The following is a 23,750-nucleotide window of genomic DNA, read 5'->3' as shown; positions in this document are numbered from 1 at the left end:
TAATTATGGGTAGACTGTTGTTCGACCAAACGACCAGTACCAATAGCCCACCGCACCTACCCATGTCATTAGCAGCCAGAGCCCTACCGGCAAACCAAACATGATCGCCAGTAAACCGCCGATGAAGCTGGCCAGCACGCCCGACAGCCAGCGTTCGGGTAAGGCTTCATAGCCATAAGCCAGACTGTGCAGCAGGAGTGTACCGCCCCAGCCCGTTAGCCAGAGCCAGAGGATGTAATCGAGCGGGACGCCCACGGGGCAGTTGCGCAGGAGAATCAGCAGTTCGGGTAGCCAGATAAGCCCGTACATAAACGCGTACCGGACGAAACGCTGCCACCACGTCAGGGGAAGGTTTTGTAGGAAAAGCAGGTATTGCCGCTCGAATGCACTAACCTGACCTCCTACCTGTGCATGCCCCAGTACAGCTAACAAAAGGCCGATGAGCAGTAGTCGCTGGTCGTAATCGTCGGTGGGGTACAGGCGGCAGACACCCGCCAGCAACAGACAGGAGAAGGCCTTCGTCAGGAGTAGCGACAGGGGTTCGTGCCGAAGCCAGTAGGTTGGGAAAAACAACGCATAGGGTAGCTTGATTGTCAGGTGGGGCAATTGGAAGGCGTTTGGGTTCGGATGCCGTAGCCGGTAATCTGCCAGCGCGGTACCTGTTCCGATCAGCGCGACATTGACCAGTATAATGGCCATAAATGAATGCCAGCGTTCGTGTTGAACTGCCAGTTGGAGCATCCAGCCTGCATACACCAGAACCGGAGCCAGCAGGGCTATCTGAACGATGATCCACAGCAGCCAGCGCGTTGCCGAGGGCAGCAGCCAGAACGTTTGCAGGAAGAGGTGTTCCGGAGCCGTTAGCGCCTGCCTGACGAAAGCAGCCGTTTTCAGCAGGTACAATCCCCAGACAACAAAAATAATCGCCAGGAAGAACGGCGAGCCGAGCGCGGCCATGATGAGGGCTTTGTGCTCAACCGCACTCAAAAAACCAAAGGCCAGTAGAATCACCACCAGAAACGTACCCGCGTTTTTGACGTAGAACGTTCGGACAAAAACCTGATGAAGAACAGTCAGCATAGCCGGTCAGGTTGTGGGCGAAATGATTCCGTTGCCAACTTGCCAAACGCCCGTTAAAGATAGTCCCGTAAGACTAATGTCCTGGTGCGACGTGAGCAGAAACGAAACGGCTTGTTCTTCGTTGAGTTGCCGGATGTAGGTAAACAGTTTTTCGGCCGTGGCAACATCAAGCGTCGTCAGGGGTTCGTCGAGGAGCACCAGATGAGGTGTTCCCAGAAGGGCCAGTAACAAGGACAGTTTCTTGAGCATACCACTCGAAAACTGGCCCGTCGGCTGCGTCCAGAACGTGTCGACGCCTAACATAGTGGCCAGCTGATCAATCTGTCCGGCGGGTGCTTTTTTGGCTTTCCCGACAAAACCTGTCAGATCCCGTGCCGTCAGAAACGAAGGAAAGAGCGGCTCGGCCTCGGCATAATTCACCCGTAAACGATAGGCCACCGGATCGCGGTTGATCTCAAACTGATCGTCCAGTAAAATTTGTCCGGAAAAGGGTAAAAGGCCCGCAACTGTTCGAAAAAACGTTGTTTTGCCGGACCCATTACCCCCCCGAAAATAATGGATGCCGGGTGGCAAATGCAGCTCCGGAATAGTCAGAACCGGCTGGCTATTCTGGTACGTTTTGATGAGGTTTACAACGGTAAGCAAAAGAGGAATGATGAGTGATGGATTACATTTGTAATCTGGTTAAAATTATGTAAAGTAGTTTCCTGGCGCGTCATGCCGAAACTGGTGAGATAATACCAAAAAAGCGTTTAGCCGCTCCGGTAAGTATTGAAAATGGGACGTTCAGTCATTAGTTACTATGCCTACCATTTTACGCTTAGCCGAACGCCCCCAATGCCGTTTCGGGCGGGTGCTGCGTTGTAGTACCGATTGCCAACCGCGTTCAGGTCGTAGCCCAGGGAGTAGGTTCTGTTGAGGAGATTGTCGCCACTGGCGTAGACGTCGAACACCCAGTTTTTGATCAGTACATGCCGAAAGCCCAGCGTAGCCTGGAGCAATTGGGTCGGGTCAGACAGAACGGTGTTGGCGTCGTTCAGAGAAAACTGATTCAGGAACTGGTACGTTACGTGCGCGTAAAAGCCGGATCTTGTCTCGGCGTCAATACCGGTTACGTTGGTAGTTGGCGCAACGCCTGGCACTTTGTTGTTGGATAAATCAGCGCTTCCCTGCTGGTAATCCCGGAATCGGTAATTGGTGAGCGTCAGGCTATTCCAGAGACGAAGCAGGCTGAACAACCTCGATGAAGACGAGAGGTAGGTTGGCGACAGGAAGTCGTAACTGAGTTGTGCTTCCAGCCCCCGTTGATCGGTACGGCCCGCGTTGACAAAAAATTCGGCACCGGCGGCATCGGACCGGCGAACAATGGTTTCGCGCAGCTGAAACTGATAAACCGCCACATCAAACCGGAGCTTGCTGCGAAAGGCTGATCCTCGTAAACCTACTTCGTAACTCGTGCCCCGCTCGGGGTTGAGCGTTGTGTTGAATCCCCCCGCCGATGGGCGAACCTCCTGACTGGATGGGGCCGAATAACCCGTGCTGATGCTCACAAAAGCCGAAACGTTCGAACCGAAAGTCCGGAGCAAAGCGATTCGGGGTAGCCAAACGGGCGAAAAATCCCGATCGAGTAACGTTGCCGGTAAAGCGCCTACCGCCCGTGTCGGGAAGCGGGTAAAACCATACCGAACCTCGTTGCGGCTCAATCCTGCAGTCAGTCGAAAATGGGCGGGTAATTCGCTTTCCGTTTGTAGAAAAACCGTCGACTGTTGGGCGGTCAGCTCTTCGTCCGTCTGAATCGTGTCTGCCGTACCGCGCCGATTTCCGAAGTTACGATCGACCGTAAAATTGCGCAGGTATTCCGCGCCAACGGTAACAACTGTAGGAATGGACGTGGTGGCCAGCCGAATCTGGGTAATAGTCCGGCCACCGAGGCCCTGGTCAGCCCGTTTCTCGTAGTTGGTGATGAATGGATTGGCGAAGTCGGTTGTCGAGCCGTAAATGACGGTTGTGTTCTGAATCCGGTCGTTCCAGCGGTATTCGTGCGAGAAGCCGAGGTAGCCCACTTTCTGGTAAATACCCGCCTGCTGGTCGGCACTGCCGGGTAAGGTTGCCGTGGCCGGTCGGGAGGCCCGTGGGTTGTTCCCAAACTGGGCTGCATTCAGGCCACCGGGGGTCTGGTAGTGAAGATCCGAGTAGAGGGCCAGCACCGAAATCGTTCGTTTGGGGCTAACGGCAAACGAGCCGATCAAGCTCAGGTTGTCGCGCACAACGGCGCTATGATCCCGATAGCTATCTGACTGCAAATGGTTGTAGGTGAGTGATATAGCAGAGTTGTTTTTGCCCGTCTGCACCGAAATACCATTGCCATACAAACCATAGCTGCCTCCCAGGGCCGACACCTCAACACTGCTTTTACCCGCCGGAACGCCCAGGCCGCTAAATAGAATGGTGCCACCGGTGCCGGCTCCGTATAAGCTGCCCGATGGCCCTTTGATGACTTCTATTCGACCCAGAGCGCGCACGTCCAGCGCATTGAGTGGCGTATTGCCCCCCGCATCAGTCAGGGGAAGTTCGTTCCAGTAGGTTTTGATATTTCGTACGCCAAACGGGGATCGGATGGCGCTTCCCCGAATGGCCAGCCGGTAACTGCCCGGCGAGCGCTCATCTGCCCGCACCCCCGGCAATGTATTCAGGGCGGGTACCAGCGTAGGTGTACCGAAGCGCTGGTTTAAATCCCGGCGGGTGAGCAGCCCCACCGATGCGGGTGTTTCCAGCAACCGCCGGTTTGTCGCATAGCCACGTACGATAACTTCATTGAGCTGGAGGGTATCCTCCAGAGACGATGAGGGCGTTTGAGCAGAAAGGGGTATTGGAGAAAGGACGGGGAAAAAAAGAGCGATCAGAAGTAAACGATTGAGCATAGCAAGACATAGTAATTGCACAAAAGTACAACCTATTCTACTGTTTCAGGCTACTGTCCAATGGGTAGGTACTGTTCAGGATTTAATTCATATATGCCCGGACAGGCTTCGGCTGTTCAACTGATTCGAGTTACGGCCAATCGAAACGTATGCTCTGAATCAGTCAAACAGCTAGAGCCTGTCCGGGCCTGGATCTGAGGTCTTATCGGTTCGCGTTCCAGACCAGAATGGTGCAGCCGGTGGGGCTACTGGCTTGGTGTTCCGTACCGACCGGGTAATACAGGTAGGAGCCAGCCGCAAAGTGTTTGCCATTCTCTACCTGGGGGTCGACATACACGCCCTCAACGACAAATACTTCGTCGGGTACCGAGTGACTATGAACAGGGTAGCGTTTTCCCGCGCCGATGCGGATAAGCACCCGGTTTTCTCCTGGCTGAGCGCGTAATTGCCATTTCTCGACGCCTTCACTCACCACCTGCCAGATAGGTGCTGACGCATCCGTACTTTCGATCTGTGCCATAGCTGATTACGGATATTTTATTACTTCTCAACACTTTTTGCTGCCTCCAGTACCACCTTCAGAACGTCTTTGGGACGCGACACCATCGGAACGTGACTAGCCTTGACAACGGTAGTTTTTGCGTTGGCCCGTTTAGCCATCAGGCGCTCCAGGTCCGGGTTGATCGCACCATCTTCGCTGGCAACAATGTACCAGGACGGTTTCTGTTTCCAGGCCGCGTTGCTGGCTTTAGCCTCGAATACGCTGGCCGAAGCGGGCTGCTGTACAGAAAAGACCATGTCCTGCTCCGGTTCCGGCAAGTCACCCGCAAATGCTTTACGAATTCCCTCGCGGGTCAGGGTGATGAACCCATCGACGGGTTGCGTAAACGACGAAAGCTGCGTCGGGGCGGCTTTGGCACTCAGCGTAGCAATGGTTTCACCGGCATCGGGAGCCAGGGCCGCTACGTACACCAGTGCTTTCACGTGCGGATCGGTACCAGCTTCAGATATAACGAAACCGCCCCACGAATGACCGACGAGAATCACGTCGCCACCCGCCCGGTCGATGGCCTGTTTGGTAGCCGCAACATCGTCCTCCAGCGAAGTGGTCGGGTTTTGTACGGCAATTACTTTATACCCATCAGCCAGCAGTGGAGCCGCTACTTTACTCCAGGAGGAGCCATCGGCCCAAAGGCCGTGTACAAAAAGAATGGTTGGCTTGGCGGCTGTACTTTTTTGGGCCTGTGCATGGGTCGTGAAGCCTGTAAACAAGGTGGCCAGCAGGACGAAAGATACGAACGTTTTCATAGAAGTTAGTTGATTTTTCTGCTACAAAAGTATATCCCCGGCGTAGGCTGAAAAAGGGCAAAAAGTAGGCTTTTGTTGTACATTTTTCCCTGTATAATCAAAATAATGCCTATTCTTTCACTTCTTTCCGGAATCCGGCAGGTGAAATTCCGGCTTTTTGAGTAAACAGACGATTGAAATACGCAGGGTCATCGTAGCCCAGCTGAAAGGCAATTTCTTTCACGCTGTGATCAGTGTAAATCAGCAGTCGTTTGGCCTCCAGCACAATTCGGTTTTTGATGATCTCGTTCGGATTCTCCAGATGAAGCCGGTTGAACTTATTAGTGAGAGTTTTGGGCGCAAAGCCCATCAGATCGGCATAATCGGCTACGGCATGCTTTTGCTTGTAATGTATCTCGACCAACCGTCCGAATTGCCGGAAAAACTCTTTTTCGGCATGGTCAACGGGCTGCGGCTGGTTATCCAGGTTCTGCTTTTTCCATTCGCGGGTCGATAAAATGATAATCTGCTTTAAATAAGTGCGGATCATCTCCTCCGCCGAAGATTCCCGGAGCCGGAGTTCCTCGGCAATATTCAGAAACAGACTGCCAATCCGTGCATTGACTTCCGGCGCCAGATCTACTTTGGGAATCGCAAAGATGTTATTGAACAGGAGTCCATCGCAGGCCACTTCGGCTTCATGAATTTGAACGCAATAAAAGTCCCGGTTGTAGAACAGCATCGATGCCGTGTCGGACGTGCCGGATAGCAACTTCAGAAACTGGTTAGGCGCTACAAAGAACAAGGTTGGGGCTGTAGTCTCGTACAGCGTAAAGTCCACCATCAGCCGATACCCGGCCGGTACCATCACGATCTTGATGAAAGGACGAAATGGTTCGCCGTTCTCCAAATCCAGTTGTTCGCCACGAAAGAGACGATAACCCAGCTTTTTATAACTCGACTCGAATACATACGGATGCCGCTGTAGGGTATGGTCAGAAAGGGCCATTCGGTGGGGCTATTGAGGCAGTTTTACCCGATACAGGCGGAATGGGTAAGCTACTTTATCTTCCCCATCATTGTATCGCTTGGTCCGTTGAATTTGTGCCGCCGTTACGTACAGATACCCATCGGCACCGATACCAAAACTATCAGGCCACAGTAGCCGGTCGTCCTGCACCAAGGTTTTCAGCTGTCTGTTGGGCGTAAAATAACGGATGGCTTTGTTGGGAGAATCGGTCAGGTAGATATTGCCTATTTTGTCCGCAATCATGCCGTGCGACACGCCCGTTTCGCCCATTACCTCCACGTGCGAAGCGAGCTGAGCGTTTGTCAGTGTCGAATCGACCAGGTAGTTGGTCGCGATGCGAAAAAGCTTTGTTTGGGTGATGGGTCGAAAATACACGAAGCTAAAATCGTGGGTCAACGCAATGCCATTCACATTGCTCTTAAAGGGGTTACCTTTGGTGTCGCGTACCTCTTTCTCGTCTATTTTGAGGACAAAAGCAGGGTCGGCCGTGGTTGACTTGTCGTTTTCGAGAACGGTTCGGCTTTTACCCGTTTTCAGGTTCAGCACAACAATGGCAGCCCGGCCGGGGTCGGATAGGTACGCCATTTGCCGACGGGTGTCGATCTGAACGTCGTTGAGGGCTGTCCGGTCACGGGGTAAGTCCTCAAACCGGTAAATTCGTTCTACCTGGTTTGTCGACAGGTTTATCTGTAGTAGCTTAATGCCTTCGGGAATGGCGCGCTGACCAGCGGGGTTGGCGGGGTCAAGTACCCACAGTCTATTAGTTTGATCAACGAATAAGGCCTGTACATTCATGAATCGGTTCTGCGGATTCAGCGAATCCCACTTATTCCATTCCGCGTTGGGGTAGGGGCGTCGCTGGGCAGCCCCTGTTTTGTTAGGGCTGATTTCAGCCAGGCCATAATCGTAGTTCTCCGGATTCTTGGGAAACGTCACAAATATACGGGCCGGACTGGCGGGCGTTGGCTGAGAAACGCCCAGGCCGATTGGCTGATGTTTGTCGAAGTCGGCTACCGTTTCCAGCGTCGGCGACAGAGTAGACTGCGCATCACTCACGGACGGGCTCAACAGAATAGCTGCAAGTAAAAGTGTGTATTTCATGCCTGGACACTGATTTTGTCATGTACAAAAATGTAACGAACAGTCGGGGCGAAGGTTTCGATAGAGCGCTGTCGGTGACGTACTGTTCAACTGCCATGCCCACTGACTAAGTCGATTGTATGCAGGGCGCTGCATCAACATCGCCCTGGCGAACAGGCTAATCGATTCGGTAACGTCCTGGTAAGCGACAGGGAAATTGGGAGCAACCGGGTGTTTTTTTTGTCTCTTTTTCGTTATATTTGTTTCAAATCAAGCGGTTTGCTGGCCCGGATGTTAAGGTCAGCGGTTTTTCACTTTCACGAGCTGTTACCTTGACATTTCAGGAATTTAATCTTCACGACGACCTGCTGGCCGGCGTGGATGCCATGAACTACTTAAAGGCTACTCCCATTCAGGAGATGGCCATCCCTAAAATTCTCGACGGGCGCGATCTGATTGCCAGTGCCCAGACCGGCACCGGTAAAACGGCGGCTTATCTTATTCCGCTCCTCGACCGAATCTCGCACACGGCCCACGATCATACCAGCACGCTTATCCTGGTACCTACCCGCGAACTGGCCAAACAGATTGATGAGCAGGTCGAAGGCTTTGGGTATTTCGTGCAGGCCAACAGCATTGCTATTTACGGGGGCGGAAAAGGCGACGACTGGGACAAACAGCGCAAAGCCCTCGAAACAGGGGCCGACATCATCATTGCCACGCCCGGGCGACTGATTGCCCACATGCAGCTTGGCTACGTCAAGTTCGACAAAATCGATTACCTGGTGCTGGATGAAGCCGACAAAATGCTTGACATGGGTTTCTCCGACGATATCATGAATATCGTTGAGAAACTTCCGGCCAAGCGTCAGACGCTGCTTTTCTCGGCAACCATGCCCAACAAGATTCGGGAGTTCTCGAAGAAATTACTGACTGATCCCGAAGAAATCAGGCTGGCCGTGTCGAAGCCTGCCGCCGGTATCGACCAGCAGTTCTACCTGGCGTTCGACAATCAGAAACTGCCCTTGCTGGCCCATCTGATCAAGAACAGCACGAAGCCCGTTCAGAGCATGGTTTTGTTTACCTCGCGCAAAATGGAGGTGAACAGCATTGTGCGGGCGTTGAGCAAACTGGGCTACGACTCGCGGGGTATCAGTTCGGATCTTGAGCAGGATGACCGGGAAGTTGTGCTGCGCGATTTTAAAAATAAAGTGTTTCCGATTCTGGTCGCTACCGATGTATTATCGCGTGGTATCGACATTGACAACCTGACGCACGTAGTCAACTACGACATTCCGCGCGATGCCGAGGACTACGTTCACCGGATTGGTCGTACGGCGCGTGCGGCCACAACCGGAACCGCCATCACGTTCATCAGCGACCAGGACCAGAATCGCATTGTTAATATCGAAAAACTCATTGAACGGGAGGTCGATAAACAATCCATTACTGAAGAGTTAGGCATGGGTAAATCGCCCGTGTTCGATCCCAAACGGTTCAGCGGCCTTCGTGGCAAAGGACGCTCCGGCCGTAGTGGACGCGATGATAAAAAACGCGGAGAGGGCCGCCCAGGACAGGGCCGCCCAGGCGAGGGACGACGGGAAGGCAATCGGAAGGGGGCTGTCAGAAACGAAGGACAACCTCACCCGAACGGTGCCCTGCCAACCCCCGTTAAGGAGTCGCCGGAAGAAAAACCGCAGCCGGTAAATGCCGAAGGACAAAGTACTGATAAGCCAAAGCGCCGGAAAAAACGTCGGCGCGGACCAAAAGATGAGAGCCAGTTAACGGGCACCAGGGCCAGTCAGTCAGGAGAAAGGACCGCTCCGACACCCGTAGGTGAAGGCAACTGACAAGTGATCACAAGGGGTGTGTAGCAGGAAGATTTTTTCCTGCTATTTTTATGCAGTGCACACCGGGCACACCTGTCATTCTTTTCCGTTGAATGTCTTTACAAATGCTTTCCCTGGCCGTTAATCGTGCAGACGGACACGTTTAAGCGAACCGCTCAATCAAAAACTAAACCCGAAACGTCGTCTGAAGAAGGCCGGAAAGGCATAAAACGGATGGATATTATGCTGCCAACGGCCGAAACTAGGCGAAAAAGTCAGCTAAACTGGGGTAAACAAGGATATTACCTTTAAAATAACCGTTTACGGGGGCAATGGTACTATAAAAAATGATATATGTGTGATTAAGCATATATTGATAAAAAGAAGAACATATTGCTATGAGGGTAGTTACGTAGTCTGAAACCATCTAATTAAACCTTTTAACACGTAAAAAATCATGGGCAATCTTCTGTACACCATTGCAGTCGTTTTGATTATCATTTGGCTACTGGGCTTTTTAGGTTTCGGCAGTTTTGGACTGGGCGGCATTATCCACGTGCTTCTGGTAATCGCGGTTATCCTGATCATCCTCCGATTGATTCAAGGCAGAAGTGTATAAAGCATGTCACTAAGAAGTTTACAAAAAAAGCCAGCTCGTTGTGAGCTGGCTTTTTGCTTGGATGCCTGTTCGCTAAGATACTACTCGTACCCGAATTAAAAATTCGGATTCTTCGTAGCAACCCCCGACGTTGATGTGTTCAGAACCGACTCATCGGCGGGAACATCCCAGTAATCCATAAAGTTGTAGTTGATGGTCACGTTCTTATTGATCGCTCCAGCTGTGGTAACTACCGTGTTGCCATAACTTCCACCACCATTGGCTATATCATACGTCCAGCCCCATCGGCGATTGTCGTAGAAAGCCAGGCCTCTGCTGAACAAAGCGACTCTTCTTTCTTTCGTGAGTTCGGTAAGGGCTTTGGACAGCGTTAGTCCTGTGCCAACAACGGCTGCAACGCCGGCCCCCTGATAGGTACGTACTGCATCAACAAAGCCTAGGCCCGTTTCGATATTACCCAGACGCATGTTTGCTTCCGCCAGCATTAGGGCATTTTCTTCGTAGCTACCGGCAATATACACCTCGTGCGCTCCTACATCTTTGGATCCGTAAACATATACGCCAGACAAACCATTGCCATTTGGCACCATGCTGTAGCGTGTCGTGTACGTGTAGTTATTCTTGTAGGTCGTAGCCATATTGAAGTTGTTCGCTACCCGTTTATCGCCCGAGTTGAAGGACTGCATAAAGCGCTCACTGATCTTGAAGGTCGAACTGGTGTTGATATTGGAGGTCAATGCCGCCACCGTACCACCTGTGGGCGAGAAGGGCGAGTTAGAGGCTGAACTGCGTTCGGTAAAGACCGCATCGCCTTTTTTGATCCCGTTCGTAACCAGCGTTAATACCGTATTCCAGTCGGCAGTCGTCATGGCCGTTGCCGTAGACTTGGTAATTTTGGCGTCGGGATTTCCATTCACAAATGGAGCCAGTTTGTTGACCACGATATTCCGGGCCAGCATGGTGTTGATGTTCCGTTTCCACATGTCAATCGTTGGCACCGTACCGTTACCCACCTGGAAAAACGAAGGAATCAACTGCGTCATCACAGCCTGATAATCCGTCGTGCTGGTTACAGCGCTCAGCGTCGTAGCGGCCAGATTGAAGTAATCGTTCGACTTGCTGATGATGGCGTCGTGCAAAACGTAGTTGCCATCCGTTGCTCCCGACTTATCGGCAATAAGACCGGCGTAGTACATAGAGCCGATTGATGCGTAGGCGTAGCCTTTCCACCAGTACGCCCAGGCTTTCATGGTATTTGCCCGGCTGGTCGCATCGCCCGAAAACTTAATCGTAGCCGTTAGGTCCAGTACCTGGTTACAGACGTTATTTAGAGCGTACATGTTCAGCCACTGGTAGTAGATGGCATTATTGCCCGCCCCGGTCGAAGCCCGATTGTTATAGGATCGGATGATACCTATCTGCGGAGATGGGTTGGTAACCTTGGTGCCATCATCGAGAATAATGTAATCAGGGACGCCAATGGTGGTAACCTGGTTGTTGGATGCATCGGCCCCAACGTTATCGGCCATGAGCTCGCTATAACCCCAGGGTAATGAGAAATAACTGTTCCCCAGCCAGGTATCACCGTTCAGGAAGCCATTGATGTAAACACCCCCCTGCGCATAAGCAATAAGGCCCGTTTCGTTGTTGACATTGGCGGTAATAGTCGGGGCGTTGGGGTTACCCACATCGAGCTGTTCTTTACAGGAAACCGCACCAAGCAGGATAACCGTTAAACAAGCTGTAGACAGAAATTTATGTTTAGTAAGGAATTTCATAGATAAAATGGTTAAAGAATTAGAACCCAAAATTCAGACCGACCTGATACGATTTGGTGTTAGGCAGCGTACTGTGGTCAACTCCTCGGTCAAACGACGAGTTCGATGATCCGGAACTGATCTCGGGGTCGAAACCTGAGTATTTCGTGAACGTCAGGATGTTCCGGCCGGTAAACACGATCTGGGCTCTGTTGAGGTACGGTAATTTAACAACCTTGGCCAGGTCGAAGGCAAGCGAGATGTTACGCAGCCGAACGAACGAAGCATCTTCTACGAAGAAATCTTTCGTGGCATTGTTGCCCGCACCCCGGGTGCTGCCCCACAGGTTGTAATAAGCGCTTGACCAGTAGGCCGGGAAAGCGCCCGTTTTGCCGTCAATGGTAACCTGCTTGCTGAAGTCTCCGCTGATACCATCCCGGTACATCCACTCTTTCGTCTGGTTGTACAGGTGACTGCCGTACACCCAGTCAAACTGGAAGTTCAGGGTCAGGAAGTTTTTGTAACTGAACCCGTTGATAAACGACATGTTGAATTTCGGGTTTGGGTTCATCAGTGGGTATGTTTCGTCCGTAAACTGAATCTGATAGTTAGACTTGTTTACCACGCGGCCATCCACGATCGTGTAGTTGGCCCGGTTCGCTTCACTGATGTACTTGGTCGTACCATCCTGGCGGGTGTAATCCAGGCTGGTCAAGGCCTTATAGCCATACACCTGCCCAATGGGCTGCCCTGCTGTCAAAACCAACGCGGTGCTACCAGCCGCGGAACTCAAGATAATGTCAGCACCGCCGGAAATAGCGTCAATCTTGGAAATCTGATGCCCGAAGTTGGTGGTGAAATCCCACTTCAGACCGGCCGATTTGTAAACGGGAACGGTCAGCGAGAACTGGACGCCATTCGACGACATGTTGATCGCATTCGTTAACTGACCCGTAGAGCCAAGCGATGGCGGTACGCTAACCGTGTAAATTACGTTTTCACTTGACCGTTTCCAGTAGGTGAACGATCCCGAAATGGAGTTCAGCCACGTCCGGTTCGAGTTGCCGCCAACGGTGAAATCAGTACCCACTTCCAGTTCTTTCGAGACCTCTACCTGCAGGTTTGGGTTCTGCGTTGTGGTTGGAATGGTGTACACCAGGCCAGTACCCAGGTTCTGCTGATTTAATACCGGATACCGGTCAAATGCACCCGGTTGAATACCCGCAGCCCCATAAGCAGCCCGCAGTTTGAAGTAGGGCAGGGTATTTGACAGGCTGCTGTTTTTGAAGAAAGACAAAGGGGCAATGTGGCCGTCGAAGTGAGGGAACGTGAACGGAGTTGACCCTGAGCCGAACGCCGAAGACCAGTCCGTACGGAAACCGGCGGTGATACCACCGTAATCGCCAAAGTCAACTTTTTGATTGACTAAATAGCCATACGTGATGAAGGGGATAACATTGTCGCCGTTGCGTTTTGCCGAAGCATCGTAGGGCGTGACAGATTGGGTCGACGTCGCATTGATATTGAACGGGGGCGCCAGACCCAGGCCTACGCCGTACGTATCATATTCGGTCGATCTGTTCTTGCGATAATCAAACGAAATCTGCGTGCTGGTCTGAATGGGCAGATTTATGTGAAAATCATCCTGGAAATTAGTCCGGATAAAGGCTGTACCCAAGAAGTTCTGGAACGTATTGTTGTACTGGTAATTGTCTATTTCCCCTTTGAAATCCGGTGCGTAGTTGCTGGCGTAGGAATTATAGAAAACCGAGCTTATATTCTGCGACTGATTGTAATAGGTCTGCCTGGCGGTTTCGTTCCGGTAGTTAATGCCATATTTAGCGTCCAGTTCGAGAAACTTGTTGATCTTGTAGTTCGCATTGAAGTTTTGAACGACATCAATCTTGTTATCGACGGCGTCGGTATAAGCGGCCCGGTAGAAGGGGTTACCCGCGTTGATGCTCAAAAAGTCTGCGGTTGGATAAACGGGGTAAGTTCCATCGGCCAGTTTCCGGGTTAAATCGAAGAAAGGCGATGTATTTAGAAATCCGTAAACAGATCCCACGTCACCCGTTCCGCCATTCAGTGAACCATACGTCGATCCCAGGCCCGGCTTCAGGGTGTTTTTCGTATAAACCAACTGGGTAGTAGACCGGATCGTGAATCCTTTAAAGAGCTCGGTACCCACGTTGACCGACAGGTTGCTTCTGTCGACGTAGCCATTCTGCTTGGTCAGAATAGGCGAAGTCGTGTGGTTGTTAGCCGCGGCTATGTTGAAATCGCTCTTCTCCGAAGCCCCCGAAATATTAACGGTGTTGTTATACGTACTTCCGGTGTTAAATACCTGCTTGAAATGGTCGTAATATTTCAGGTTGGCATTGTAGGCTTTGCTGGCATCGTTCCGAATATCCTGAATGGCGTAACGAGTTGCCCCGCCGTATTGGTACGATATACCCGTAATCGCCCCATACTGCGTATAGTCCAGTATCTTGCCCTGACTGTCTACGATGTTGTTGTTTGCATCGGTCAGGTAAGGATGCAGTTCCGCTTTGTGAACATTTCCGGTGTTCAAAAACTCATTCGCCGAATAACTGGTCGAGAAGTTGATGGCAGTCCGTCCTTTTTTACCCTTTTTGGTAAACACCTGAATAACGCCGTTCGCCCCCTGTGCACCATAAATGGATGCTGAAGCTGCACCCTGTACAACTTCTACACGATCTATGTTACTCAAATCTAGTGAGTTAATATCGGTTGAGGCAACCTGTACACCGTCTACCATGATGAGGGGCTTCGTACCACCCTGCACACTGTTAATCCCCCGCAGCAGAATGTTCACCGGATCGCCGGGGTTACCACTGGTCGAGGAAATTTGGGCACCCGGAATCTTACCAATCAGAGCCTGGTCAATGGAAGCGGTTGGCGTTTGTGGCAGATCTTTAGCCGACACACTCTCAACGGCAATTCCAAGCTTGGCTTTGCTGGTCGCGACCCCGCTACCCGTTACGACTACTTCGGTCAACAAACGCGAGTCGGAAGCCATGCTCACGTTCACTTCCGACTGATTGCCAATGGTAACTTCTTGGGTGGCTACACCCACAAAACTGAATACTAAAGCGGTTCCTTTGGTTGATGGAACCGAGATGTCGAAAATACCACCCGCATCGGTACTGGTCCCTTTGGTCGTTCCCTTAACAACGACAGAAACACCCGGTAACGGAGAGCCATCCTCGGCTGATGTTACTTTTCCGATAATCCGTCGATCTTGCGCCCAGGCAGTCATGCTGAGAGTGCAAATCAACAGCATGCTCAGGCATATAAATTTTCTCATAAATATGTTTTTGTTAGGTCAAAAAAAATACGAATCCCATAAAACTACAAAATGATGAAATAATAAAAAACTATTCGCAATAGGTCACGGACCCAATTGCTTATTCTGGTATTGTGTATAACAACAGGATAATATTCTGAAAGAGAAAATTTATATTTAAAACTATACCTTATAATTAATCAAATTTTAATGTAAATTTAAGGGCTAATAGCAGTAGGATAAGTTTAGTGGCTATTCATTAACGTATGAGTAAAAAATACTAAGTATTATTACTTTTTCGGATTCGATAAGTATTGTATACCCCTTTGTTTGTTTACTTAAGCAGTTGAGCGAAAAATTTTTTTAAATTTTTCCGCGAAGTCAAAATTAATAAGGCAAAAAGATAGAAAGATCAGTATAAAGAAGAGCCAAATACACGGCCAGCCTTTACAATGGGTAAGTACCTTTCCAGACACTAAAATTGGTAAATATACGGATGAGCCAGTCGTTATGAGTAGGTAGTTTCGTTGGCCAGTCAGTGGTTAGATAAACGCACAGCCCCCTAGGGTAGCTTGATATCTATTTCTTAGGGACAGTGTCCGGGCGTTGATTTAAAAAACTTCACCGAGGTTAAAGAACAACCCCTTAGATCCGTCGAAGCCGAATCCGTAGTCGATGGAGAGGTTGGTGCGAGACACCTTGTTCATTTTAATGCGCAAGCCAGTGCCAACGGCCGGAACCACTTTTTCAAATCGGCCGCTGGGCTGTTCCGTAACGGTCTGGGCATTGGCAAAAACGACCCCGCCCAGCAGCCCGTCGGCGGTGAGATGAAAGCGGTATTCGGTTTCGGCATACAGCAGATTTTTCCCCCGAAAACGTCCTTGAATAAACCCGCGCCCTACATTACCGGTGTTATCCCAACCGGTACTGGGTAAATCTAAAAAAGGCGGATCTCCACTGAGGGTGAGCGCATTGTACGACCAGAAAGCCAGAATGTTATCGGAACTGACTGGCAGATGAACGTACTTACGGGCTTCGATCAGGGCAGACTGATAGGTGTTGTCGCTACCCAGTGCGCTTATATTGGCCCGGAAGCTAGCACTCAGGTACAAGCCACCCGCCGGGTTAATCGCGTTTTTTCGGTTGTCGTACACGACCTGGACAATCGGGCCGGATGAGACCGATCGACCTTCAACGCCGTTCTCATACCTCGAAATCCGGGTCACTTCCCGTCGGCTGTTGTAACTATCGATATTCCAGTGAAGATCGAGGTGATACCCCAGGCCACCGTATAGATTAGGGGCCAGCCGACGCAGCAGACTTTGATAGAACCGAAAGTAGGCATAATCCATATTAATGACCCGATCGGTCGAGGTGTACATGCCAAGCCCGTACGTTGCCTGCGGATAATGCATTAGCCGCCAGTCGTTTGTCCATAAATAGCGATTGTTCTGACTCCAGATCGACGAGGTCGCCGTCAGAATAATCTGGTGATTCTGGGTGTAGGAGAGCTGCCCGGTTACCGACGACATGTTGGCGTTGGGCATGCGAAAGGGGCTGTTTACCAGAACCGCAGCCAGCCCACGGGTTTGCAGCGTGTAGCCAATCTGCGGTATGATTAAAACGAATCGTTTTCCGTTGCCTTCTTGTAGAGAAGACGAGTCATGCGGGGTGATGGGCAATCTTGGAAACCAGCGCCCGGCGAGGTCAGCAATGTCCTGCTGGCGAGGGGTTTGCCGGCCAACGAGTACAGGCTTGCCAGGAAGAGTGACCGTTGTGTCGATCAACTGCATCGAAATGGCCAGACTCTTTACGGGTAACGCACTGACCAGCAGCAAACCCGAAAAAAAGCAAGCGAAGCGTTTCATACGTAGAGCAGTAAGTGGCGCATGGTATCAATAAGCTTGTTTGCCTATAATCGGTTATAGTACACGAATACGGACATCAATCCTGCTCTGGATTTAAGATCTGGCTTTTCCGTTTTCAAAAAAGTCTCGACTTGTTTTTTCTTATCGGCCATGAGTTCGAGAATGGCTTTTTTGCCGGGTGAGAACTTCGTGGCCTGTTTCTCCCGGACAACGTACCAATCCTGTGTTTTCATCAGTTCGTCATCCTTGCTCCCCGTATTCAACGCCATATTATAATTGGCCCGACGGATGTAGGCAGACGGGTACAGAAGCAGATCAAGCTTGCCGGTTACCAACTGCTCAAAAAAACCAGGAAGTATCTGACCGTCCATCTGATACTCATGGGCGTTAATGTAGCGGCTAACCGTCCCGAATGAGTTGTTGATATCGACATACCGCACGGCTGTTGCTTTTACGGCCTTGATATTGCTGGCTCCCGCCCGGACTTCGATTTCATGGGCCAGCAAGTCTAAACGCAGCGGCACACCCGCCAGCGAATCGGTTGTTAACGAGACACCCAGTCGGTTATAAAATTTTACGTTTCCTGCCTGCCAGGTTGTGTCGAGATAGGGATGACCAATTAAATTTCCCGCCGGTCCTTTTATGGAAAACAGCGTAGCGTTGTTCGAAATGTTGAGGTTGGTGAAATTGATACGATCGCGCGTGGTTTGCGACATGTATTCCGTTTGAGCCTGCGAAAAGGCGACACCCGATGCAAGACCAACGATAGCGAGAAATAGGAGAAAACGCATAAACCAAACGTAATGGATTTTTGGCCATAAAACCAGACAAATTTCGGGCTAAAATAACCTATTTGGTCGATTTGCTGACACAAAATGTTCTTTGGGTAAAAGAATAAAAGACGCATCATAATCCGTACTTTTGACAGTTAATCCCAATCATCAACCAATCAAGTAAGTTCATGACAAAACATTTCCTGACAGCACTGTTGGCGGCTGGTCTGGCTTATTCCTCTGGGGCTCAGACTACGTTTCCGCGTAATGGTGTGTATGATGAGCGTCCGGGGCTGTATGCCTTTACCAACGCAACCATCATTGTCGACCCGCAAACGATACTGCAAAAGGCCACATTACTCATTCGGGATGGGCGCGTTGAAGCCGTTGGGACAGCAGTGAGCGTGCCCGCCGGAACCGTCGTAACCGACTTAAACGGAAAACGTATTTACCCCGGCCTGGTCGATATTGATTCGGATTACGGTATGCCCGAACTAAGTCGCGGGCCTGGTGGTGGGCGGGGGGGAGTGCCTCAGTACGAATCGAACAAGAAAGGCGCGTACTACTGGAACCAGGCCATCCAGCCGGAAAACGATGCCAGCATGTTGTTCAAAGCCGATACCAAAAAGGCCGACGAACTACGCAAGTTAGGCTTTGGCGCGGTGTTGACGCATCCCCACGATGGCATTGCGCGGGGTACGGGGGCACTCGTGATCCTGGCCGACGATCGGGAAAATACGCTGGTGCTTAAACCCCACGCATCGGCGCACTATTCGTTCAGCAAAGGCAGCTCGAGCCAGCAGTACCCAAATTCGATGATGGGCATCGTGGCCCTGCTGCGTCAGGCTATGTACGATGCCGACTGGTACAAACGGTCGGGTAACAAAGAGCAGGCCAATCTGTCGCTCGATGCGCTGAGCCGGAACCAGAGCTTGCCCGCTATTTTTGAGGCTAATGATAAACTGGGCATTCTGCGGGCCGATAAAATCGGGGATGAGTTTGGTGTTCAGTACATTATCCGTAGTTCGGGCGATGAGTACCAGCGGCTCGACGAGGTAAAAGCAACGGGGGCTTCGCTGATTGTTCCCCTGAATTACCCGCAACCGTATGATGTTGAAGATGCCTGGGATGCCGATAACGTGGCCCTGGCCGAGCTAAAGCATTGGGAAATGGCTCCCCTGAATGCCGGTCGTGTGGCGGGGGCCAACATTCCGTTTGCCCTCACTACGGCGGGGCTAAAAAATAAAGCCGATTTCTGGGCTAATGTGCGGAAGGCCATCGAAAACGGGCTGACCGAACAGAAGGCGCTCGAAGCCTTAACGACGGCTCCGGCCCGGCTGATTCGGGCCGACGATCAGATCGGGAGCTTGAAGAAAGGCCACGTGGCTAATTTCATTATTACCTCCGGTAATCTGTTCAGTGCCGATAATGTCATTTACGAAAACTGGATGCGGGGTAAGCAGTATATCGTTAATAACAAAGATGCGGCTGACCTGCGCGGAATCTGGAATCTGACGATTGCTCCGTCCGGTGGGGCACCATCCGGTGGGGCACCATCCGGTGGGGCACAAACGAACCTGAAGCTGAACATCACCGGTAAAGCCGACAAGCCCGAGTACCAGATCATCGCCGATACACTAAAGCTGAATCCTAAAGTAGCCGTATCGGGCGACCTTATCTCAATTCAGGTTCAACAGGATAAGAAAAAGCCGGGTACAACCCGACTCACGGGTTATCGTACGTCGCCGACTACGATTAAAGGGGATGGACAAACACCGGATGGTAAAGCCGTAACCTGGTCGGCCGTTCGTTCGGGCGATGCTCCAGTCTCTACATCCGCTGTCTCCACGTCGGCTGCATCCACGTTGGCCGCATCCACGTCTGCTGTCTCTACATCTGTTGCGTCGGCAACGACCGTCGGTACGGTGATCTATCCATTCGTTGGCATGGGCAACGCGCAGAAGCCGAAAGCCGAAACCATGCTGATTCGCAACGCAACCGTCTGGACCAACGAGAAAGAGGGCATATTGACCAACACGGACGTACTGGTGACGGGTGGAAAAATCAGTAAGGTTGGTAAAGGCCTCCCGGTTCCGGCAGGCATTAACGTAATTGATGGTACCGGCAAGCACCTCACCAACGGCATCATCGACGAACACTCACACATTGCCCTGCTGTCGATCAATGAAGGCGGGCAGTCGAGTTCGGCCGAGGTGCGGATGGCGGACGTGATCAACCCCGATGACATCAACATCTATCGTCAGCTGGCCGGGGGCGTTACCTCCTCGCAACTATTGCACGGTTCGGCAAATGCCATTGGCGGGCAATCAGCCATTGTCAAACTGAAATGGGGCGAATCGGCCGAAGGGATGCTCATCAAAGGGGCTGATGGCTTCATTAAGTTCGCGCTGGGCGAAAACGTAAAACAGGCTAATTACCCCAACCCGAATGTGTTGACCCGTTTTCCGCAATCGCGGATGGGGGTAGAGCAGGTGTATGTCGACCATTTTACCCGGGCCAAAGAGTACGCCAAAGGCTGGGCGTCGTATAACAAATTGAGTGCCAAAGAAAAAACGGCGGCTACAGCACCCCGCCGGGATATTGAACTCGATGCACTGGCGGAGATTCTGGCCAACAAGCGTTTCATCACCTGTCACTCGTACGTGCAATCGGAGATCAACATGCTGCTGAAAGTGGCCGACTCGCTTGGGTTCAAAGTCAACACCTTTACGCACATTCTGGAAGGGTACAAACTGGCCGATAAAATGGCGAAACACGGGGCAGGCGGGTCGTCTTTCGCCGACTGGTGGGCGTATAAAATGGAAGTACACGATGCTATTCCCTATAACGCGGCTCTGATGCACCGGCAGGGCGTAACGGTATCCATCAACTCCGATGATGCCGAAATGGCCCGCCGATTGAACCAGGAAGCGGCCAAGACAATCGAGTACGGTGGCATGACCGAAGAGGATGCGTGGAAAATGGTGACCCTGAACCCGGCCAAACTGCTTCACCTGGATAGTAAGCTGGGCAGCGTTCGGGCCGGAAAAGACGCGGATCTGGTGCTGTGGAACGCCAACCCGCTGGCTATTTACGCCCGTCCTGAATACACCATCATCGACGGGGCCGTCTACTTCAGCCTGAAAGACGAAGATCAGAAACGCGACCTCATGCAGGCCGAGCGGGCCCGGTTGATCCAGAAAATGATGACCGCCAAGGCCGGTGGTGCATCGACAACCCGCCCCCAGCCTAAACGAGCCCGTATGTGGCATTGCGAAGACATCGAAGGTGTACTGGCGGAGGGAGAAGAGGGGAAATAATGGTTTGCGGTATTTGGTATACGGTTGCGGTCAGTCCCGGCGGGGAACCGTAACCGTATACCAAATACCGTAAACTATAAACTGACTAAACATGAAAAAACTACTAATATCCATATTCACCCTGGCCTCGCTGATGAGTTATGGCCAGAATCCTGCGCCGGCAAAGCCGCAAACAAAAACCATTGCGCTGATGGGTGGCACCGTTCACGTAGGCACCGGGCAGGTTATTCCGAATGGCATTGTGCTGTTTACCAATGGCGTCATTACCAACGTGGTCGACGGAACGCTGGTCAAGTTGAACCTGACCGACGTGGAGGTCATTGACGTGTCGGGCAAGCACATTTACCCCGGAATCATATCCCCCGCAGCAACGGTTGGCTTGCAGGAAACAGGGGCCGTTCGGGCTACCGTCGACAAGCAGGAAATTGGTATTCTGAACCCCAACATCCGGTCGCTGATTGCCTACAACACAGACTCCGAGATCATCCCGACGATTCGCAACAACGGTGTTTTGCTGACCCAGGCCATGCCACAGGGTGGTACCATATCCGGTAGTTCGAGCGTGATGATGGCCGATGGCTGGAACTGGGAAGATGCTGCGCTGAAAAAGGACGATGGTCTCTGGCTCAACTGGCCCACTTATTTCTCGAATGAGTTTAATTTCGAGGATTTCACGACGATCGTTAAGAAAAACGAAAAACGGGGTCCGGCCATTGATGCCCTGCAGGCGACGTTTGCCGATGCCAAAGCCTACGCGGCTGCACCCACACCGGCCACGATGAACCTCAAGCTGGAAGCCATGCGGGGGCTATTTTCGGGCAGGCAAAACCTGTACATCCGCGCTGATTACGGGAAAGACATCATCGAAGCCGTCACGTTTGCGAAGGCAATGGGGGTACCGAAGGTCGTCATTGTGGGGGGCGAAGAGTCGAATCGGGTGCTTACGTTTCTGAAAGAGAATAATATACCGGTCATTCTGAGTGCCTTACACCGCCTGCCTAATCGGGAAGACGAAGCGGTGGATCTGCCGTACCGGATGCCGGGTATTCTGCAGAAAGCGGGTATTCTGGTGAGTTTAAGCTACGCCGACGAGTGGTGGCGTACCCGTAACCTGCCTTTCCTGGCCGGAACAGCCGCGGGTTTCGGCGTTACAGATCGCGAAGAAGCGCTGAAGATGATTACGGCAAATACCGCAAAAATCCTGGGTATCGACAACCTGGTAGGCACCCTCGAAAAAGGAAAGCAGGCGACGTTATTTGTCTCGGCAGGTGATGCACTGGATATGCGTACCAATGTCATTGAGCAGGTATTCATGCAGGGTCGGAAGGTGAATCTGGACGATCGCCACAAACGCCTGTACAAAACGTACAAGGATAAATACGAGCAGAAATAAATTTAGTATGCGTCGTGCTGAATGCTGTTCAGGATGACGCAAAAAGCGAAAACCTTCCGGATGTAGTCCTGCGAACGACTAACCGGAAGGTTTTTTGTGAACGGTCCAGTAATATCGTCAGCCACCTTTCTTTGGGTGGTAACACCATCTGGTATCATACGCCAGCATACCCTGAATCATCGACCCGCCACACCTCATCATCGACTCACTAAACGGTTTGGTGAGGTGGCATAAATAGAATAGATTTGTGAGTAGATTACACAACGTACGTCCGGTGAACATACTGATTCTGCAATTTGCCTCTATTGGCGATGTCGTTCTGACATCGCCCGTTGTGCGGTGCCTGAAACAGCAGTATCCCGGTGCCGTTGTTCACGTATGCACCCGGCGGAGTTATCAGTCCATCGTTGCCCACAATCCTTACATTACCGAGTTATACTACCTGGACGACAGCGTATTTACTCTGATTCAGCAACTCCGGGTTCAACGGTTCGATTACATCATTGACCTGCAAAATACGTTCGTCACAAAGCTGATCAAAGCCGCGCTGGGCACTCGATCATATAGCGTCGACAAGCAGTTGTTCCGCAAATGGCTTTATGTCGGCTGGAAAATCAGCGCCCTTCCCGACCAGCACGTTGTCGATCGGTTCATGGCTACCCTCCAGCCGCTGGGCGTCGAAAATGACGGGCGGGGACTGAATTACTTTATTCCCTACAAAGACGAGGTAGAAGCCAGCTGGTTGCCCGCAACGCATCAGCATGACTACGTTGCCTATGCCATTGGCGGTAAGAAAGCAACCAGTCGATTGCCCCTGCTTCGCATGATTGAGTTGTGCCTTAAGATCAATCATCCTATCATTCTGCTGGGTGATAAGGACGATCGGCGGGTAGGCGACGATATTGTGCGGGCCATTGGTCATGATCGGATCTACAACGCCTGTGGTCTGTTTAACCTCAACCAATCAGCTTCGCTTATCCAACGGGCGCGGGTGGTTTTCAGCCACGATACCGGCCTGATGCACATAGCGGCCGCCCTCCGAAAAAAAGTATATTCAATCTGGGGGAGTACGACGCCCCAGTTCGGGTTTTACCCGTACAAAACGGCCCACGTTCGGCTCGAAACACCCGGTTTGGGTTGCCGCCCCTGTTCCTCAACCGGCCCCGACAACTGCCCGATGAAGCACTTCAAGTGCATGAATGATCTCCCGTTCGACTTTGACGTAAAAGAGTTGCGGACGAAGAAAAAGAACTTCGAGTAAAGCCCCGACGGCTCGGCGGCATCCACATACGACATGATCGGAAAAAAGTTACTTTCGGCTAGCCAAACGTGCCGTTATTTAGTTACCTATAGGTGAGCGGAGTCGACCAAAGCGAGTTGCCAAATGGTCAGGCTCAGGCCTGGCAACCTGCTCATTGCACGAGAAAGTTATCAAATTAGGTATCTGAGCCCGGTGATCCGGCCGGACAGTGCACAAATAGTACAC

The 23,750-nt window shown here is 51.6% G+C and carries 16 protein-coding genes; 5 read left to right on the top strand and 11 right to left on the bottom strand.

Annotated features, from left to right (window positions below; all coding sequences use genetic code 11):
* Positions 1-3 precede the first annotated feature (3 nt).
* From ACYU87_RS02015 to ACYU87_RS01985, 7 genes are all read right to left on the bottom strand, one after another.
* A complete protein-coding gene (locus ACYU87_RS02015) occupies positions 4-1,080 on the bottom strand; it encodes a hypothetical protein (RefSeq protein ID WP_461132350.1) in 1,077 nt (358 codons plus the stop codon).
* 6 nt (positions 1,081-1,086) lie between these two features.
* Complete coding sequence (locus ACYU87_RS02010; RefSeq protein WP_461132349.1) at positions 1,087-1,725, bottom strand: ABC transporter ATP-binding protein; 639 nt, start codon at positions 1,723-1,725, stop codon at positions 1,087-1,089.
* Positions 1,726-1,886: 161 nt separating this feature from the next.
* Complete coding sequence (locus ACYU87_RS02005; RefSeq protein ID WP_461132348.1) at positions 1,887-4,001, bottom strand: TonB-dependent receptor; 2,115 nt, start codon at positions 3,999-4,001, stop codon at positions 1,887-1,889.
* A gap of 202 nt (positions 4,002-4,203) precedes the next feature.
* Entirely contained in the window at positions 4,204-4,521 is a 318-nt protein-coding gene (locus ACYU87_RS02000; RefSeq protein ID WP_461132347.1) for a cupin domain-containing protein, read from the bottom strand.
* A gap of 20 nt (positions 4,522-4,541) precedes the next feature.
* Positions 4,542-5,309, bottom strand: a complete 768-nt coding sequence (locus tag ACYU87_RS01995; protein ID WP_461132346.1) for an alpha/beta fold hydrolase — start codon at positions 5,307-5,309, stop codon at positions 4,542-4,544.
* Positions 5,310-5,418: 109 nt separating this feature from the next.
* Positions 5,419-6,297 (bottom strand): helix-turn-helix domain-containing protein, encoded by an 879-nt coding sequence (locus ACYU87_RS01990; RefSeq protein WP_461132345.1) that lies wholly within the window; start codon positions 6,295-6,297, stop codon positions 5,419-5,421.
* A gap of 9 nt (positions 6,298-6,306) precedes the next feature.
* Complete coding sequence (locus ACYU87_RS01985; protein ID WP_461132344.1) at positions 6,307-7,419, bottom strand: L-dopachrome tautomerase-related protein; 1,113 nt, start codon at positions 7,417-7,419, stop codon at positions 6,307-6,309.
* Between the two features lie 365 nt (positions 7,420-7,784).
* Between ACYU87_RS01985 and ACYU87_RS01980 the strand changes: the two genes are divergently transcribed.
* A complete protein-coding gene (locus ACYU87_RS01980) occupies positions 7,785-9,248 on the top strand; it encodes a DEAD/DEAH box helicase (protein ID WP_461133615.1) in 1,464 nt (487 codons plus the stop codon).
* Between the two features lie 436 nt (positions 9,249-9,684).
* The gene (locus ACYU87_RS01975; RefSeq protein ID WP_461132343.1) at positions 9,685-9,846 is read left to right on the top strand and encodes a lmo0937 family membrane protein; all 162 of its coding nucleotides are present in this window, start codon (positions 9,685-9,687) and stop codon (positions 9,844-9,846) included.
* A gap of 95 nt (positions 9,847-9,941) precedes the next feature.
* Here the strand turns inward: ACYU87_RS01975 and ACYU87_RS01970 are convergent, their stop codons facing one another.
* The 4 genes from ACYU87_RS01970 to ACYU87_RS01955 all read right to left on the bottom strand — a co-directional run bounded on the left by ACYU87_RS01970 (position 9,942) and on the right by ACYU87_RS01955 (position 17,569).
* Positions 9,942-11,624, bottom strand: coding sequence for a RagB/SusD family nutrient uptake outer membrane protein (locus tag ACYU87_RS01970; RefSeq protein ID WP_461132342.1), 1,683 nt, complete (start codon positions 11,622-11,624; stop codon positions 9,942-9,944).
* Between the two features lie 19 nt (positions 11,625-11,643).
* Positions 11,644-14,931, bottom strand: a complete 3,288-nt coding sequence (locus tag ACYU87_RS01965) for a SusC/RagA family TonB-linked outer membrane protein (protein ID WP_461132341.1) — start codon at positions 14,929-14,931, stop codon at positions 11,644-11,646.
* Positions 14,932-15,521: 590 nt separating this feature from the next.
* The gene (locus ACYU87_RS01960; RefSeq protein ID WP_461132340.1) at positions 15,522-16,778 is read right to left on the bottom strand and encodes a BamA/TamA family outer membrane protein; all 1,257 of its coding nucleotides are present in this window, start codon (positions 16,776-16,778) and stop codon (positions 15,522-15,524) included.
* A 44-nt stretch (positions 16,779-16,822) separates the two neighbouring features.
* Positions 16,823-17,569 (bottom strand): hypothetical protein, encoded by a 747-nt coding sequence (locus ACYU87_RS01955; protein ID WP_461132339.1) that lies wholly within the window; start codon positions 17,567-17,569, stop codon positions 16,823-16,825.
* Positions 17,570-17,739: 170 nt separating this feature from the next.
* On the opposite strand from ACYU87_RS01955, the gene ACYU87_RS01950 reads away from it, so the two are divergent.
* From ACYU87_RS01950 to ACYU87_RS01940, 3 genes are all read left to right on the top strand, one after another.
* On the top strand, positions 17,740-20,871 hold the full coding sequence (locus ACYU87_RS01950) for an amidohydrolase family protein (protein WP_461132338.1): 3,132 nt from the start codon (positions 17,740-17,742) through the stop codon (positions 20,869-20,871).
* 91 nt (positions 20,872-20,962) lie between these two features.
* Positions 20,963-22,264 carry an amidohydrolase family protein gene (locus ACYU87_RS01945; protein WP_461132337.1) on the top strand — a complete coding sequence of 434 codons (1,302 nt, stop codon included), beginning with the start codon at positions 20,963-20,965 and terminating at the stop codon, positions 22,262-22,264.
* 247 nt (positions 22,265-22,511) lie between these two features.
* Entirely contained in the window at positions 22,512-23,525 is a 1,014-nt protein-coding gene (locus ACYU87_RS01940) for a glycosyltransferase family 9 protein (protein WP_461132336.1), read from the top strand.
* The last annotated feature ends 225 nt before the right edge of the window (positions 23,526-23,750 follow it).

The sequence above is a fragment of the Spirosoma lituiforme genome (assembly GCF_054776635.1).
The sequence above is the reverse complement of the archived record's forward strand: the minus strand, read 5'-3'. Positions and strand labels throughout refer to the sequence as shown.